Genomic DNA, 15,589 nt, shown 5'->3' with positions numbered 1-15,589 from the left:
TCACCCTTCCGGAACAATCACTAAAAGGTGGGCGGCAAGCGATTGCCGCATCCGCCCAGGAGTCGCTATGTCATCGCAACGTGAAATTCGCCTGAATGCTTTCGATATGAACTGTGTCGGTCATCAATCGCCCGGCTTATGGGCGCATCCCCGGGATCGTTCCTGGCAGTACAAAGATCTGGAGTACTGGACCGACTTAGCACGCCTGCTGGAGCGCGGCAGGTTTGATGGACTGTTTATTGCTGACGTGCTTGGGGTCTACGACGTGCTCAACGGTAATAACCAGGCCGCGATTCGGCACGCCACGCAGGTGCCGGTAAACGATCCGCTGGCGTTAATCACGCCGATGGCGCTGGTGACGGAACATCTGGGCTTTGGCCTGACCGCCTCACTGTCGTTTGAACACCCCTACCCGTTTGCGCGGCGGATCTCGACGCTGGATCATCTGACCAAAGGCCGCATTGGCTGGAATATTGTGACCTCCTATCTGGAAAGCGGTGCGCGTAATATTGGACATCAGGCCCAGACCGATCACGATGCGCGCTACGACTATGCCGATGAATATCTGCAGGTTATCTATAAGCTGCTGGAGGGAAGCTGGGAAGATGGCGCGGTCCTGCGCGATCGTGAACGTCATATTTTCAGCGACCCGAATAAAATCCATCCGATAAATCATCAGGGTAAATTCTTCCAGGTGCCCGGCATCCATCTGTGTGAACCTTCGCCGCAGCGCACGCCGGTACTTTACCAGGCAGGCGCCTCCAGCCGCGGTAAAGCGTTTGCGGCGGAGCATGCCGAATGCGTGTTCGTGGCGGCACCTTCGAAAGTTCTGCTGAAGAAAACCGTGACGGATATTCGCCGGAGAGCCGCTGAAGCGGGACGCGATCCCCGCTCCATACTGATCTTCAACCTGCAGACAGTCATTGTGGGTGAAACCGACCTGGCGGCGCAGGCCAAATGGCAGGAGTACAAACGCTATGTCAGTTACGAAGGCGCGCTGGCGCTGATCTCAGGCTGGACCGGCATTGATTTCGGGCAGTATCAGCCGGATCAGGTACTGAAACATCTGCACACCAATGCGATTCAGTCGGCGGTTGAGACATTCTCCACTGCCGATCCCAACCGCCAATGGACGGTGCAGGGCCTGGCAGACTGGGTGGGCATTGGCGGATTTGGTCCGCTGCTGGTGGGCAGCGCCGAAACGGTGGCCGATGAGCTGCAAAGCTGGGTTGAAGAGACAGACGTCGATGGTTTTAACCTCGCCTACGCCGTAACGCACGAAACCTTTACTGACGTGGTGGAACTGCTGGTGCCGGAACTGCAAAAGCGTGGCGTCTACAAGCAGGAGTATCAGCCCGGTACGCTGCGTGAAAAGTTATTTGGCCAGGGGCCGCGGCTGGCGTTGCCGCATCCGGGTGCCGGTTATCGCCGGAGTGCGGATGTGGAACAGCGAGCAGCCAGGGTGGAAGTTTCATAACAGAGACGGCTGGCTGCCCGGCATGAATAACCGGCGCATAGCAAGGTGCAAGGAGACAAGAGTACGTCTTGTCGCCGGTTAATGGACAGGCATTACCGGACCGGTCATTGCTGTTAACCGTTGCTAAACAGGTCTGCCATATACTGCTGAAACTTCAACCGTTTCAGCAGTATAAAAAACAACATTTCGCTGAACACTACCGGATGAATTTTAATATTTCATGCGGGGTCTGGTGTGGGTGAAATATAATCCTATCTTATTGAATTAATTATAATAGTTATCTGATTTTGTTGGTTGTTAACTATGCCAGTAATTCATATAAAACCCTCGTTACCTGCTGAATATAATAACGAGGATACGATGAGTACATTAGAAATTGACAACACCTTAACTGCGCCACCGCCTCACTCTCAACCGGTTCGATCGGTGAGTGATGTGGCTCGGCTGATCAACAGTAACACCGAAAAAAACAGCTATGCGCGCTGGATTGTTTTCCTGGCGCTGGGCGGCGTGTTTCTTGATGCCTACGATCTCACTACCCTCTCCTACGGCATCGATGATGTGGTAAAGGAGTTTGGTTTAACCCCGGTACTCACGGGCCTGGTGACGTCGTCAATCATGATCGGCACCATTGTGGGTAATCTGGTCGGCGGCTGGCTGACCGATAAATATGGCCGTTACTCAGTGTTTATGGCGGACATGTTGTTTTTTGTCGTCTCCGCCATTGCGGCAGGTCTGGCCCCCAACGTCTGGGTGTTGATTGGTGCCCGCTTTCTGATGGGCGTCGGCGTCGGGATCGATCTGCCGGTTGCCATGGCCTATCTGGCAGAATTCTCTAAGTTCTCCGGCAAGGGCAATAAAGCATCGCGCCTCGCAGCCTGGTGCCCGATGTGGTATGCCGCTTCGTCGGCCTGCTTCTTTATTATTTTTGCGCTCTATTTCCTGCTGCCCGCCGAACATATCGACTGGCTGTGGCGCGCCTCGCTGCTGTTTGGCGCCGTACCGGCGCTGCTGATTATTGCGGTGCGCAGTAAGTTTATGAATGAGTCACCGCTGTGGGCGGCGAATCAGGGCGACCTGAGCGGTGCGGTGCGTATTCTGCGTGACTCTTACGGCATTGTTGCGCATGAGGAGCCGCCCGCTCAAACCGATGCGGTGAAAGCGACGCCGAAAGTGCATTTCCGCGTACTGTTTCAGAAGCCTTATCTGGAGCGCACGGTCGTCAGTGCGGTGATGAACGTCTGTATTTCGTTTGAATACACCGCCATCGCTTTCTTCCTGCCCTCTATCCTGGCGCAATTTCTCGGCGCGGGCGTATTTGAAACTATCTCTGCCTCGCTGGGACTGAATGCGTTGTTCGCCTTTACCGGCGGGCTGTTGGGGATGCGACTGGCGTGGAAATTCCCCTCACGGCATGTCGCAATCGCCGGATTTGCGCTGCAGTTTATCGCGCTGATTTCGCTGGCATTGATTGGTCATCCCCAGGCGACAGCTGGCGTGGTGTTTGCGGTGCTGATGCTGGGTTTGTGGCTCTTCGCAGAGGGATTCGGACCCGGCGCGCAGTTGATGATCTATCCGGCGCTCTCCTACCCGACCCACATACGCGCCACCGGTGTCGGCTTTAGTCGTTCGCTCTCCGGTGTGGGCAGCGCGCTGGCGCTGTTTATTCTGCCAATTTTGCAGGCGCGTTACGGCACCAATATGTTCTGGATTGTCTCGCTGGCCGCCCTTATCCCGATTATTTTCCTGTTAATCATTCGTTTTGAACCGACCCGACAGGACATCGATGAACAACCCGACTCAGGAGAGGATCATGTCTGAATTAAATCGTACCGAATTTGACGAACTGGTTCAGCATTTCAGGCCGCTGTTCGCCCGCATCGCTGAGGGGGCAAGTGCCCGTGAAACCGAACGCACACTGTTGCATGAACCGATTCGCTGGCTGAAAGCGGCGCGCTTTGGCACCCTGCGTATCCCTAAAGAAGAAGGCGGCTTTGGGGTTTCGCTGCCGCAGCTATTTGCTCTGCTGACCGAACTGGCTGAGGCAGATTCGAACCTGCCACAGGCGCTGCGTGCGCACTTCGCATTTATTGAGGATCGCCTGAACCAGCCAGCCAGTGAGGATCGGCGTCGCTGGTTCCGCCGCTTTGTGGACGGTGAGCTGGTGGGCAGCGGCTGGAGCGAGATCGGCGCGGTTAAGCTGGGTGAGGTCAACACTCAGGTTTCTCCCGATGAGGGGGGATGGCGGATCAGCGGTGAGAAGTTCTACAGCACCGGCACGCTCTATGCAGACTGGATTGATGTCTATGCTCAGCGCGCAGATAACGGTCGTGACGTGATTGCACTGGTGAACACCCACCAGAATGAGGTGGAGCGCGATGATGACTGGGATGGCTTCGGGCAGCGACTGACCGGCAGTGGTACGACGCGCTTTCATCAGGCCCGGGTTGAACTGCCACATGTCTATGATTTCAGTGAGCGTTTCCGCTATCAGACGGCATTCTATCAGCATGTCTTACTGGCCACGCTGGCGGGCATCGGGCGAGCGGTGGTGCGCGATGCTGCTCAGGGCGTGGCGCAGCGTAAGCGTATTTACAGCCACGGTAATGCGCCGCAGGTGAAGCAGGATGTGCAGGTGTTGCAGGTGATTGGTCAGATAAGTAGCTGGGCATGGGCAGCCGAAGCCGCCGTCGACCGGGCGACCCATTCGTTGCAGCGGGCATTTGAGCTGCAACTGAGTGGCGCAGATGAGGCACAGCTTCATGCGGCAAATGTGCTGGCCGAAGTAGAGTCCGCTCAGGCACAGGCGGTGGCCGTTGAGCTGGTGACGCGTGCGGCAACAGAATTCTTCAATGCGCTGGGTGCATCTGATACCCGAGTCAGCAAGGCACTCGACCGGCACTGGCGTAATGCACGAACGGTGTCGTCGCACAATCCGGTGATCTACAAGCTACGTAACGTGGGTGACTGGGAGGTGAACGGCACCGATCCGACCTTTATCTGGCAGATAGGCAATGGAAATGGAGTATAAAACCGCTGTTTCATGGGCAGATATTTGCGTTTGGGAATTGATCAGCCTGCAATGGAAGCACCAAACCGACAGGTTTCAGTTTATTCGGATGGGAAACTGACGCTGGCCATTTAATAGCACTTATACTGTAAGTAATACAGGAAACAGACACGCTAAATGCGAAGAATATTAATTGCCATTTATTAAGTATGAGTCAGGCGTTATTATCTTCAAGCCCGAACGTTTATTTTCGCGTAAAGGGAAAAGAGCCAGCATCACATCATGACGCTGGCTCTTTTTTCAGCAGTGCGTCTGTTAAGGCTTGCTTACAGGCTCTGGCATAGCTGAAGAGTGATGGGTTGAGATTTTCCAGCCCTTACCATCCCAGACATAAGTGAAGGTGTAACGTGCTGTGACGTGCGTGTTATCTTTAAAAGTAAATGTATAAACGCCGGTATCAATCGCTTTATTACAACCGATTCTGATAGTCCGGGAATCGATTTTACCGCTCGGCCCTTTTTTCAGGAAATCTTTAAAATAATCGATACGTTCCTGATCGGTCAGACGTACCTGATTTGAAATGGTCGGCAGCAAAACGGCATCGCTGACATATAATTCAGAGACTTTTGTTGCATCACCGGTTGCCAGAGAGTCATTCCAGGCGTCAAACAGGTTGGCCACATCCTGCTCTGAGGCTCTGACACAACTCACGGACTGTTGTGCCTGCGTAACAACTGGGGCGCAGGAAAAACCTAAAAGGCACAGCGATAATAACGTTTTTTTCATGAAAACATCCTCATATTTACCCTGGGTGAAGCCGACGTTCTGTGCGTTCTTCCAGACGCCGCCATAAAATGTGTATAACTCGTTAATACGTTTTAATCCGGCTGATCAGCCAGAATAAGACTGCTGCGACAAATACATTAGCCGCTTTATTCGATTAAAAAGCTGATGCATATACTTATCGACGCTTTTGATATGCAGGGGAACAAGATAGATGAAAGGAAGTGCTGTCTGGTATTTAAATCGGCGATAAGCTGGTATTTAGTTTTTTGTTCTGAGGGTTAATGCCTGGGTCTCTTTTGGTAGCGTAAATGACATGTCGCCTGTTCAGAACTATGAACGTAATATCGGGAAGTTGTGTTTAATTTATGTACTCTATAAAAATTTTAAAAGGATATTGCCTGTGAGCAGTGTTATATGGAACCTTTTTATGAGTTATTAATTTAACTGACTAACTAATTAACGTGGTCTGCCATTTTTCAACATCTCTATTTTGATGCTCCTGCTCATTATTGCGCTGGGAAAATAAAGCATCGTGATGTGCTGATTTAATTAAATAATGATTAAACCGTTCATACCCTGGTTTAAACGCGCCTTAGTTTGAGACATTTTTTTGCGTCGTGGTTTCACTTGAACAACTCGCAGTGAGTTACGTTCAGCTATTGATAAAGCGTGTGACCTGTACCTGCCCTGACTGACTGCGATGAGCGTCAATCCGTTAAAAGCCAGACGGGATCAGTTATGATATACTAACTTCGTATAATTGTTCTTATACGAAGTCATGACATAGGGATGGTGCCGGGTTAAGATGGATAGCAGTAAAGTTCGCCCTGAAAATGACAACGCTACGTAAATTCTGACCGGTTATCCCCCTGCTTAGTTCTCAGAATTAACGTAGCGCGATCATCGGCGTCTTTGGTTGATAAGTGAGCAAATATGAGTGAGTTAGTGCCGTTAACCCCTCTGACGGTTGACCGGAATAGCGATATCACCGAGCGGCTCCGGCAGTTCGTTCAGGATAAAGAGGCTTTCTCACCTAACACCTGGCGACAGCTGCTTAGCGTAATGCGAATCTGCAATCGCTGGTCGGAAGATAACCAGCGCAGCTTCCTGCCGATGAGCGCAGACGATTTGCGTGACTATCTCTCTTTTCTGGCTGAAAGCGGCCGGGCCTCCTCAACCGTCACTTCACACGCGGCGTTAATTTCGATGTTACACCGTAACGCCGGATTGCCGGTGCCCAATGTCTCTCCGCTGGTTTTCCGGACGATGAAGAAGATAAACCGTGTGGCGGTGATCAACGGTGAGCGGGCAGGCCAGGCCGTGCCCTTCAGGCTGAGTGACCTGCTGGCGCTGGATGAAGAATGGTCAGGTTCTGATAACCTTCAGGCGCTTCGCGATCTGGCTTTTTTACATGTGGCTTATGCAACACTACTGCGTATCAGTGAACTGTCGCGTTTGCGGGTGCGGGATGTGATGCGTGCCGGCGATGGTCGCATCATTCTGGATGTGGCATGGACAAAAACTATTGTGCAGACCGGCGGATTGATTAAGGCGCTCAGCGCCCGTTCAACTCAGCGACTGGAAGAGTGGATTGAAGCGTCAGGGCTATCCAGCCAGCCTGATGCCTGGCTGTTTACTGCAGTACATCGGTCTGGCCGGCCACTGATTGGCGAAAAGCCGATGAGCACAAGGGCACTGGAACAGATCTTTAGCCGTGCATGGCGTACTGCCGGAAAAGAGGGCGCAGTGAAGGCCAACAAAAATCGCTACACCGGCTGGAGTGGCCACAGCGCAAGGGTGGGTGCTGCGCAGGATATGGCAGATAAAGGCTATCCGATTGCCAGGATCATGCAAGAAGGCACGTGGAAAAAACCAGAAACACTGATGCGCTATATTCGCCATGTGGATGCACACAAAGGTGCCATGGTGGAGTTTATGGAGCAATATGGTGACCCTGATTATCCTGGCTGATGGCTCCTGAAATGAGAATAAAGCCCTTATTCAGGCTGAAGTTATCCACAGAAAAAGTGGACAGCCTGTGTGTAAGCCGGTACGGATTATCGCTGCGGCGGGCATCCATAGCGTTCATCCGGCTGATTTAATTGATTTATTCTTACTGCCATACCGCATGCTGCGAATCTGTCTGCAAAACAGGAGCTGCTATCCATAATAAGGGCATGCTGCAGTGCATGGTCAGACCTGCTTTGGTAAGTATCCGCCTTAGCGGGAAGGATAATGCTTCTGGCGGGGTTAATTGTCATGCTGCCTTTGTCACTGCTCATACGCTAATCATCCCACCATTCTGGCTTCAAATTCGTAAGAACAATCAACAGGACAATCCTCACCTGTCCGCTGCGGCCAGAAATCGCCGGCAGCGGAAAGAGTGAATGTCATCAGTACTTATTTTTACCGGGCAAAGCCTTTCTGCTTATCACAGCCGCCGTGGCAGCCGCTGCAACTCCCCTTTTCCTCCCTGAGCATGACCGGTATTGACTGCACCCGGCTTCCCGCTTTTCGCAATGCCAGCAGGATGATTCCGTTCAGCACCAGCATGCTTATCAGGCAGGTCGCACTGAATGCAGGATGGTCGGCAAAAGTGACGGTCTGGTAAAACAGCGTGGCCGTGGTGTAGGCGATGTTGAGTCCCCAGAAGAATGAGAACATCATCCATTTTTTACCGGCTTCCCGCGCAATAGCCCCCATGACCGAGACGCAGGGAACATAGAGCAGGACAAAAATTAAGTAACTGTAAGCGGCAAAACCACTGCCAAATTTGGCAGACATCACGCCCATCGAACCAGTCGCCATCTCACCATCGCCTTTACTGGCATCGATGGGATGGGCCAGCGCATCAATTCTGAAGGCAGCCGTTAACCCCGCCCAGGTCTCTGTCAGCGCCTCTTTAAGCTCACCAGGCAGGTCAAAAGCCTGCGGATCAAATGGACTGCTCTGGATTGCCTCTGTGGTGTAAAGGCTGTTGAGCGTGCCGACCACGACCTCTTTCGCCATGATGCCGCTCACCAGCCCCACTGTTGCCTGCCAGTTATCCTGAGTGACCCCAATCGGCAACAGCACGGGGGTGATCGCTTTGCTGGTCGCCGCCAGCGCAGAGTGGTTAATGTCATTAACCATCTGGCCATTAAAGGCAAAACTGCTCAGTACGCCAATCAGCATGCTCACCACGATAATCACCTGTCCGGCTCGCACCACAAACATTTTCAGCCGTTGCCAGGTCTGCAACAGCAGGCTTTTGAGGTGAGGCCGGTGATAGACCGGCAACTCCATGATAAACGGCGAGGCTTCTCCGCCCAGCAGGGTATGCTTAAGCACCAGCCCGGTCGCGATGGCCACCACAATGCCAAGCAGGTAGAGGGAGAAAACCAGGCTGGAACTGTGGGTGTTAAAGAATGCCGCAGCGAAAACCGCAAAAATCGCCAGCCGTGCGCCACATGACATAAAAGGCGCAATCAACACCGTCAGCAGACGCTCACGCGGTGTATCCAGCGTCCGTGTCCCCATGACCGACGGGACATTACAGCCAAAGCCGACAATCAGCGGCACAAAGGATTTTCCCGGCAGGCCCAGTGACTGCATCAGACGATCCATCACAAAAGCGGCGCGCGCCATGTAGCCGGAGTCTTCAAGGAAAGCGAGGAACAGGAACATCAGGCCAATCTGCGGAATGATCGGCAGCACGGTATTGATACCGGCACCGATACCCTGCGCCAGGAAAACCGTCAGCCAGTCAGGGAAGTGGCAGACATAGCCCAGCCATTGCGCACCATGAATGAATATCGCCACCGAACTGCTGTCGAACAGTGGCTGTAGCGCAGCACCGATGTTAATTGAAAGCACGAACATTACATACATCACCGCCAGGAATATCGGAATGCCCAGCCAGCGGTTCAGCACAATTTTATCGATCCTGCGGGTCAGACCGGCGGGCATTGCGTGATGAATGTTACTCACTGCCGCGCAAAGTGCATTGATGGTGCGATAGCGGTAATCGGCAATCTGTACACCGGTCTCTCCACCGGCCTGCTGCATAATCTCGGGCAAATGCGGAACCAGCGACGGACAAAGTTTCTGACTGTTGATATCCCCTTCCAGCAGTTGCAAGGCCAGCCAGTAGCGTTTTTGTGGGGCTATGGCGGCGGGCATCTGTTGGCAGAGCTGCTCAATGGCCGTTTCAATCGCGGCCGGATAACGTACCCGTTCAGGTGCGCGGTAAATATGGGGCTGGTCAATCAGCGCTTTGAGCTGGGCAATGCCATCACCTTTGGTTGAGGTCAGTGAAACGACCGGACATCCCAGATGAGCTGACAGTGCTGCGACATCAATAGTGATGTTCTGGCTGGCGGCAATATCCTGCATGTTCAGGGCGACAATGCAGGGTACGCCCAATTCCAGCAGCTGAAAGGTCAGGAACAGATTACTTTCCAGACTGGAGGCATCGACGACGTTAATCACCACATCGGCGTGATCCTGATAGAGATACTGGCAGGCGATGCTCTCATCTATCGAGCTTTCAGCAGATAGCGTTGTCAGCGATCGGGTGCCTGGCAGATCAATAAGCCTGACATCTGACTGCGCGGTAAAAAATTGACCCTCTTTGCGCTCAACCGTGACGCCAGCCCAGTTCCCGACCCGCTGTCGGGCACCGGTGAGCTGGTTAAACAGCGTGGTTTTGCCGGTATTAGGGTTACCAATCAGCCCGATGGTTATCTTCTTCATCAGACGATTTCCTCCAGGATGATGTCATCCAGGTCACGCTGCCGCACCGCCAGGCTGACACGGCGGGTAGAGATCTGCACCGGATCGCCCATTGGCGCCACGCGAATGACCTCAATAACTGCGCCGGGAAGCATACCCATTGTCAGTAATTTCTGGCGCCAGGCGGAATTTACCGATGGCTGATAGCCAAGGATCCGGTAGGTGCTGCCCATATTCATTGCCATATCACGCCCTGCCTAAAAGTAAGAAGCACTCATTCTATAAATGATACTCGTTTCGGTTTTTGATCTGGCATCGGGCAGGCAGAAGAAAACTGCCGTCAGGGTCAACGGCAGGTCAACAGCGCATTAAATGGGGGTTCTTCGAGGCGCGGGTTCAACAGTTAAAGGCGGATGTGGAGAATGTAGAATCATTCCCGCACTCTAGCAGAGAGCATCCATTTAGTTACATCATTCAATCTGCCGTAAATAACTATTACGGCCCTTCGGGCCGTGCGGGGCGGCTGGTCAATGAGCACTCGGATTCACAGAACGGCTCCGTTCAGGTTAAATCAAAAAACCAATCTGACAGGATAGCGCCGGTAACATAATCTGCTCAAATAGGGTGTTGTAACTAATTTGCGGCCGCTGTAATGAAAGAAAGGCGTCCTGGGAGGGTCATTTTCACAATGGCAGTGCCCTGATTTTCAGGCCACCGCCAGATGATGAGCGAATAAAAATTACTTAAGAACCCGAACCGTTTTTACATCAATCTCAACACTGTTCCAGTCTTTATCAACTTCACCTTCAAGACGGACTTTATCACTCGGTGATAACGATTGTCCCATCCAGCGCTTGTCATCAATATCGACATTAATCGTTCCGGTAGCATCTTTGAACTCATAAAGTTCATGCCCCACTTGTCTGATGATGTTACCTTCCAGCACGACCCATGCGTCATCACGCAGCGTCTTAACCTGAGCGACAGAAGAGACGCCGGGTGTCGGACCTTTAAATCCGCCCTGAGAATACCCCTGCCCTGCTGGATTAACAAAACCTTCCTGTGCAGAAACTCCAAAACTCATACCGGCAAACAATGCTGCTAAAAGAATCTTTTTCATATTTATCTCCGTTAAAATTGTCGGGCTAATTTACGATGCAGATCTTAACGGGATCTTAAGAAAAGTGATTACCTCCATGTGTTTTAAAAATGTAATGAGCATGATGAGCACGATAAATCCGCATCAGAAAAACAATCAAAGTTTAATCCATGTTGTTAAAAAAATAAATTAATCGATAAACAGTTACGTGAGTGGTGAATTTTTAACATTCAGTGTATTATGGTCATTGTTACGCTTTCACTTTGCATCATTTCATATAAATCCCATAGCTAACATGTCTGTTAACGGATATTATTTCCTGGCATAGATATATCCCAGTATTAAAACATTATGTATCGCAGTTTTGCTCATTAACTATTTTTTCTTTTTACAACCACTCAACTGAGTGGTTTTTTTCTATGCCTGATTCCCGATGATAGTAACAGAACCCGGTAACGCTGCGTATGCAGTGTATCGACAACGGCTCCCATTCGGAATGCAGCCCTTTCTGGCATTAAAAGGGGAAGAATGTTGCCTGATACTGTCTGAAAATGCATAAACAGAAGAGGAGAGTGGTTAAAGGCCGATATGCTTTGCAACTTTCTCAGAGAGTGGTGATAGCCTGATGCCCCCCCAAACTGACAAGAGATAAAGGATCATGCGGAATTTACCGAAGATCGGAGATTCGCCAGCGTGAGTCTCCGAATAAATGCGTTTAGTTCAGTCTTTGAGCATCAGCCTATGCTTCTTACAGATTCATTTTTGGGGATTCGAGCTTAAGTTTCTTTTCCTCTACCTTGCTGGTTTTCTTCCTGATTCTTTCAGTACAACCTTCTGCCTTCGCTTCCGCAAGTACTGGTCGCAAAACAATCAATACCCGCCATGGTTGCTTATTCCTGAGCAACCCATGATATTGATCCAGATCATTATCATCCTGATAAAGAGGCAAACAGCCGGATTGTTAGCATGTCGTTTAACAATCATAGCGAATAATGCCGCATCTTCTTAAAAAGAAACGACAGGAAAGTAAAATGACATCTTTTAATTCTGGCAAGAAATTCGCTTTTGCTATTGCGATGATAACTTCTGTTATGTCCCTTTCCGCCTGCTCAAGCAATTATGTGATCTCCACCAACGATGGGCACATGATTACGACTCATGGCAAACCCGCAAAAGATAAAGAAACAGGCATGATCTCTTATAAAGACACGGATGGAAACATGCATCAGTTACAACAGCACGATGTTAAAGAGATTGTGCAAAAGTAATCCTGCTTTAATAGCAATCTTAATCATTATCCTGAAAATCTGATTCTGTGGAAAAACTGAGCAATGAAAATTTCTGTAATTGGCTTTGGCTTATTATTGTGTGCATCCTCCTCAGCCATGGCCATTGGCCTGAATGCCGAACAAAGTAAAAACACCTCGGTGCTGGACGCAGAAATCGGCCGTTCATCCGGCGGGCTTTATGTTGATGGTCAGTGGATCAAAAATACGGCGGATGGTGTTCAGATTGGTCAGGCGGGTACCGGTTATAACCTTGAAATTGGACCTGTGATGCTGACGGCTGGCGTTAAAGCCGCTTACATCGGCGGCAAAAAAGGAGATAACGGCGTTGCGTTTCCTGTTGGCGGCGGTGTGAAAATCAATCTGCCCGCTAATTTTGCGTTGTATGGAGAAGGTTATTCCGCCCCGGAACAGCTGACCAACAGCGTTAAGAATTTCGTTGAGGCCAATGGCGGTGTCAGCTGGTCACCTGTGGATCCACTGGTTTTAAAAGTGGGTTATCGCTATGCGGGTGTTGATGGCAAAGATGGACGTCCGGGTCATACCCTGATCGATGGTCCCTATATCGGTGGCGGCCTGACATTTTAACGTCGGATGACTCTTCCCTTTTTTTGTGGTGAGGAAACCCTGCCGATCGGTTTCCTTACTCAATCACTCGTCTCAACTCAGGCGGGGAGCACTGAGAAACAGATTATGAAACCTCTTATGCTGATGTTATTTACTCTCTGTCTGACCGGATGTGTGCAGTATAAATGGGTCAAGCCAGATGCATCTGAACAGCAGGAAACAATAACGGAAACAGCCTGTCGGGCCCAGGCACTGCGGGATTTACCCCCTGACAATGTCGTTAGCGGTAAATACACCTCAAAAGACAGTAAATATAAAACCACTGACACCGATTACTCCACCAGCGACGCCAATGAAAGCCAGCGAGAGATACTGGTTAAAGATTGTATGTTTAAAAGAGGCTGGCAACAGATCGAGGTACAGCAATAGCCCCATTCCCCTGACTGAGGCCAGGTCAATCCCTGGCCGGCTTTGATCAGCGTCAGAGGTCAGGTTCAGGTTTTATTTCTGTATCATCCTCTTGCCGATCAGTACGCTGCCGCCGGCACCGTTCCGAGCAATACAACACCTCGTCCCAGCATCGTTCCCACTTTTTTCGCCATGACATCGGTTTATTACACGTATTGCAGTAGCGAACCGGTAATGACTTTTTATTGCCTTTGAACACGCCAGTCTCTCCTGAAAACCCCTTATAACGCTGACAATAGCGTCTCTTATACAGTTTAGCTTGCTTGTGAGTAAGTATTGAGGGCAATTGAGATCGCACTGTTTACCGCTTCATCGGCGCATAAGGCAATATGGTACCCGGATGATGTGGCTCAGGTTTCCTTGATTAGCGGACAGCCTCTCTGGCCCCATACGGCGGCTAAAAAGTCATTACGCCCGTAAATAATCAATCCAGGGTCATACAGGTCACGCGTGATTCTGACTGTTTTATCCCCCTTTACTGGGGTTTGTCTCTCCAGGCTTTTAAAACAAAGCCATAACCCGTCTGGTGATGATCGCCTTAACCAGAACGTTAATTAAGTGATAAATTAATCTGATTTCATGACCTTACATATAGTCTGAATAAATCAGCCGCCTGATGGTTATTTTTTAGTAATTTTGCTATGCGTCCTTTACAACCCTATTATGGTGGCCTCATGGACATATCCAGCTTTATCTGGAGAAGTATGCACGGTGACTGCCTCTCGGAACAAAGCAGCTCCGTGATTAGCGAAGCGATTCCGCTGGAAAAGCGGCGTGAAAGCCCGGTTTATCCATAACGTAACTAAATTATTGAACATCATCAGATGAGGCACCTTTTTGACATTTTGAGCGAAGAGTGTAAAAAAAAGAGTAACTTTACTTTTGTTTAAGGGTCTTACGTTAATTACAGTTTAAACTCTTTGAGAAAGCGATTAATATGTTGGCGTTGAACTATCGGTTCTGTATTTTGATTCTTCGAAGGCAAGCATCTTAAAAAAGCAGGTCTGACGAAAAGCATCAGCGTGAACCCGCTCTGTATTTTATTATCTGAACATGACTATGGTGACTTTGATGAGTGACACTCTCAACAGCTTGAATAATATCCGTACCCTTCGCGCAAACGCTCGCGAACTTGACCTTGCTGCCCTGGAAGAAATGCTGGAAAAACTGTCGGTTGTAGTGAGTGAGCGACGTGAAGAAGCACAGGCTTCTGAAGCAGCTAATCGTGAAAAAGCTGAGAAACTGGCAAAATACCGTGAATTACTGTTGCAGGAAGGTATCGATCCTAACGAACTGTTAAATGGTATGCCGACTGCACCAGCCGTGAAGAAAAAACGCGCTCCTCGTCCGGCTAAATATCAGTACACCGACGAAAATGGTGAGGTTAAGCAGTGGACTGGCCAGGGCCGTACCCCATCTGCTATTAAATCTGCCATTGATGCAGGTAAATCGCTGGATGATTTCCTGATTTAATTCAGTATGCATAATGAAACACCGCCTGCGTCAGGCAGGCGGTTTTTTCACCATAAATCGTCAGGCTCAAGCATCTCAATTACCGGCCAGCCTGTACCCTTTCCTTTCTCATCTTGATATTGTCTCTCCATCCATAATCCTGCTCAGGCGTTACCCTGAACTCAATAACTGAAAAGCTTTACGCAGTCACGCAACAGATAATGGGATTCATTCTGTTCTCTCAACCGCTTTATTTATTCAGCGATTGCGTGTTGCGGGCTGTGATAATTTCCAGTCCGATCTGCTGACCATAAGAGAGCTCAAGCGTATTGCCATCAGGATCGGCAAAAAATGCCCAGTAGCCGACTGGCACACCAGATTGCTGCGCGTCGCGTCGCAACACACCTTCGAGCCGAGCGAGTGCCACTTTTTCATCTATCTCTTCACGGCTGCTACAGGCCACGCCTATATGACCAAATGGACCCAGCGGCGTATCTTCATTGTTGTCAGATTGCACCAGCACCAGCGCAAAAGGTCGGGTTAAATCCGACAGCCATGCCACTTTCTGTGCTTCAGGAATGCCAGGTTTACGCTGATGTATCACCTGCATCCCGGCATAACGCTGATAAAAATCTACGCTCTTCTCTAAATCCCGTACCTGTAAAGCAAGATGAGTGAAACCGGTATCGTTTGACATGGCCGCTCCCTGTTTAAGTTGAGCTGTCACCATG

Annotated in this window: 14 protein-coding genes; 8 read left to right on the top strand and 6 right to left on the bottom strand. The window is 50.3% G+C overall.

Features of this window, described 5'->3' with window-relative positions:
* Positions 1–67: 67 nt before the first annotated feature.
* The 3 genes from ACX8ZY_RS23520 to ACX8ZY_RS23510 all read left to right on the top strand — a co-directional run bounded on the left by ACX8ZY_RS23520 (position 68) and on the right by ACX8ZY_RS23510 (position 4,508).
* Positions 68–1,477 (top strand): LLM class flavin-dependent oxidoreductase, encoded by a 1,410-nt coding sequence (locus tag ACX8ZY_RS23520; RefSeq protein ID WP_111534866.1) that lies wholly within the window; start codon positions 68–70, stop codon positions 1,475–1,477.
* Between the two features lie 360 nt (positions 1,478–1,837).
* Entirely contained in the window at positions 1,838–3,298 is a 1,461-nt protein-coding gene (locus tag ACX8ZY_RS23515; protein ID WP_033759963.1) for an MFS transporter, read from the top strand.
* Positions 3,291–4,508: an acyl-CoA dehydrogenase family protein gene (locus ACX8ZY_RS23510; protein ID WP_158150209.1), complete on the top strand. Its 1,218-nt coding sequence runs from the start codon at positions 3,291–3,293 to the stop codon at positions 4,506–4,508. The genes ACX8ZY_RS23515 and ACX8ZY_RS23510 overlap by 8 nt, the downstream gene beginning before the upstream one ends.
* Before the next feature lie 294 nt (positions 4,509–4,802).
* Here the strand turns inward: ACX8ZY_RS23510 and ACX8ZY_RS23505 are convergent, their stop codons facing one another.
* Complete coding sequence (locus ACX8ZY_RS23505; RefSeq protein ID WP_421665553.1) at positions 4,803–5,273, bottom strand: SgcJ/EcaC family oxidoreductase; 471 nt, start codon at positions 5,271–5,273, stop codon at positions 4,803–4,805.
* A 933-nt stretch (positions 5,274–6,206) separates the two neighbouring features.
* Between ACX8ZY_RS23505 and ACX8ZY_RS23500 the strand changes: the two genes are divergently transcribed.
* Positions 6,207–7,244: a tyrosine-type recombinase/integrase gene (locus ACX8ZY_RS23500; protein WP_052271874.1), complete on the top strand. Its 1,038-nt coding sequence runs from the start codon at positions 6,207–6,209 to the stop codon at positions 7,242–7,244.
* A 435-nt stretch (positions 7,245–7,679) separates the two neighbouring features.
* Here ACX8ZY_RS23500 and feoB read toward each other — a convergent pair whose 3' ends face one another.
* The 3 genes from feoB to ACX8ZY_RS23485 all read right to left on the bottom strand — a co-directional run bounded on the left by feoB (position 7,680) and on the right by ACX8ZY_RS23485 (position 11,106).
* Positions 7,680–10,007 carry a Fe(2+) transporter permease subunit FeoB gene (feoB, locus tag ACX8ZY_RS23495; protein WP_421665552.1) on the bottom strand — a complete coding sequence of 776 codons (2,328 nt, stop codon included), beginning with the start codon at positions 10,005–10,007 and terminating at the stop codon, positions 7,680–7,682.
* Entirely contained in the window at positions 10,007–10,231 is a 225-nt protein-coding gene (locus ACX8ZY_RS23490; RefSeq protein WP_022624265.1) for a FeoA domain-containing protein, read from the bottom strand. Before ACX8ZY_RS23490 ends, feoB begins: the two co-directional genes overlap by 1 nt.
* A 494-nt stretch (positions 10,232–10,725) precedes the next feature.
* Positions 10,726–11,106, bottom strand: a complete 381-nt coding sequence (locus ACX8ZY_RS23485; protein ID WP_010671929.1) for a YgiW/YdeI family stress tolerance OB fold protein — start codon at positions 11,104–11,106, stop codon at positions 10,726–10,728.
* Between the two features lie 1,010 nt (positions 11,107–12,116).
* On the opposite strand from ACX8ZY_RS23485, the gene ACX8ZY_RS23480 reads away from it, so the two are divergent.
* The 3 genes from ACX8ZY_RS23480 (at position 12,117) to ACX8ZY_RS23470 (ending at position 13,367) form a co-directional block, all read left to right on the top strand.
* Positions 12,117–12,353, top strand: a complete 237-nt coding sequence (locus tag ACX8ZY_RS23480) for a YgdI/YgdR family lipoprotein (protein WP_010257065.1) — start codon at positions 12,117–12,119, stop codon at positions 12,351–12,353.
* 63 nt (positions 12,354–12,416) lie between these two features.
* Positions 12,417–12,959: a YfaZ family outer membrane protein gene (locus ACX8ZY_RS23475; RefSeq protein WP_033770122.1), complete on the top strand. Its 543-nt coding sequence runs from the start codon at positions 12,417–12,419 to the stop codon at positions 12,957–12,959.
* Between the two features lie 105 nt (positions 12,960–13,064).
* On the top strand, positions 13,065–13,367 hold the full coding sequence (locus ACX8ZY_RS23470) for a hypothetical protein (protein WP_029519489.1): 303 nt from the start codon (positions 13,065–13,067) through the stop codon (positions 13,365–13,367).
* A gap of 52 nt (positions 13,368–13,419) precedes the next feature.
* On the opposite strand, the gene ACX8ZY_RS23465 is transcribed toward ACX8ZY_RS23470, so the two are convergent.
* Positions 13,420–13,605 (bottom strand): DUF2256 domain-containing protein, encoded by a 186-nt coding sequence (locus ACX8ZY_RS23465; protein WP_158132459.1) that lies wholly within the window; start codon positions 13,603–13,605, stop codon positions 13,420–13,422.
* A gap of 872 nt (positions 13,606–14,477) precedes the next feature.
* Between ACX8ZY_RS23465 and ACX8ZY_RS23460 the strand changes: the two genes are divergently transcribed.
* Positions 14,478–14,879, top strand: coding sequence for an H-NS family histone-like protein (locus ACX8ZY_RS23460; RefSeq protein WP_010257055.1), 402 nt, complete (start codon positions 14,478–14,480; stop codon positions 14,877–14,879).
* Between the two features lie 229 nt (positions 14,880–15,108).
* On the opposite strand, the gene ACX8ZY_RS23455 is transcribed toward ACX8ZY_RS23460, so the two are convergent.
* Positions 15,109–15,555, bottom strand: a complete 447-nt coding sequence (locus ACX8ZY_RS23455) for a VOC family protein (protein ID WP_010671933.1) — start codon at positions 15,553–15,555, stop codon at positions 15,109–15,111.
* Positions 15,556–15,589 lie beyond the last annotated feature (34 nt).

Source organism: Pantoea sp. XAF26B01_ASV70 (genome assembly GCF_054512635.1).
Note: the sequence above shows the minus strand (reverse complement) of the source record. Positions and strands in the feature narration are given on the sequence as shown.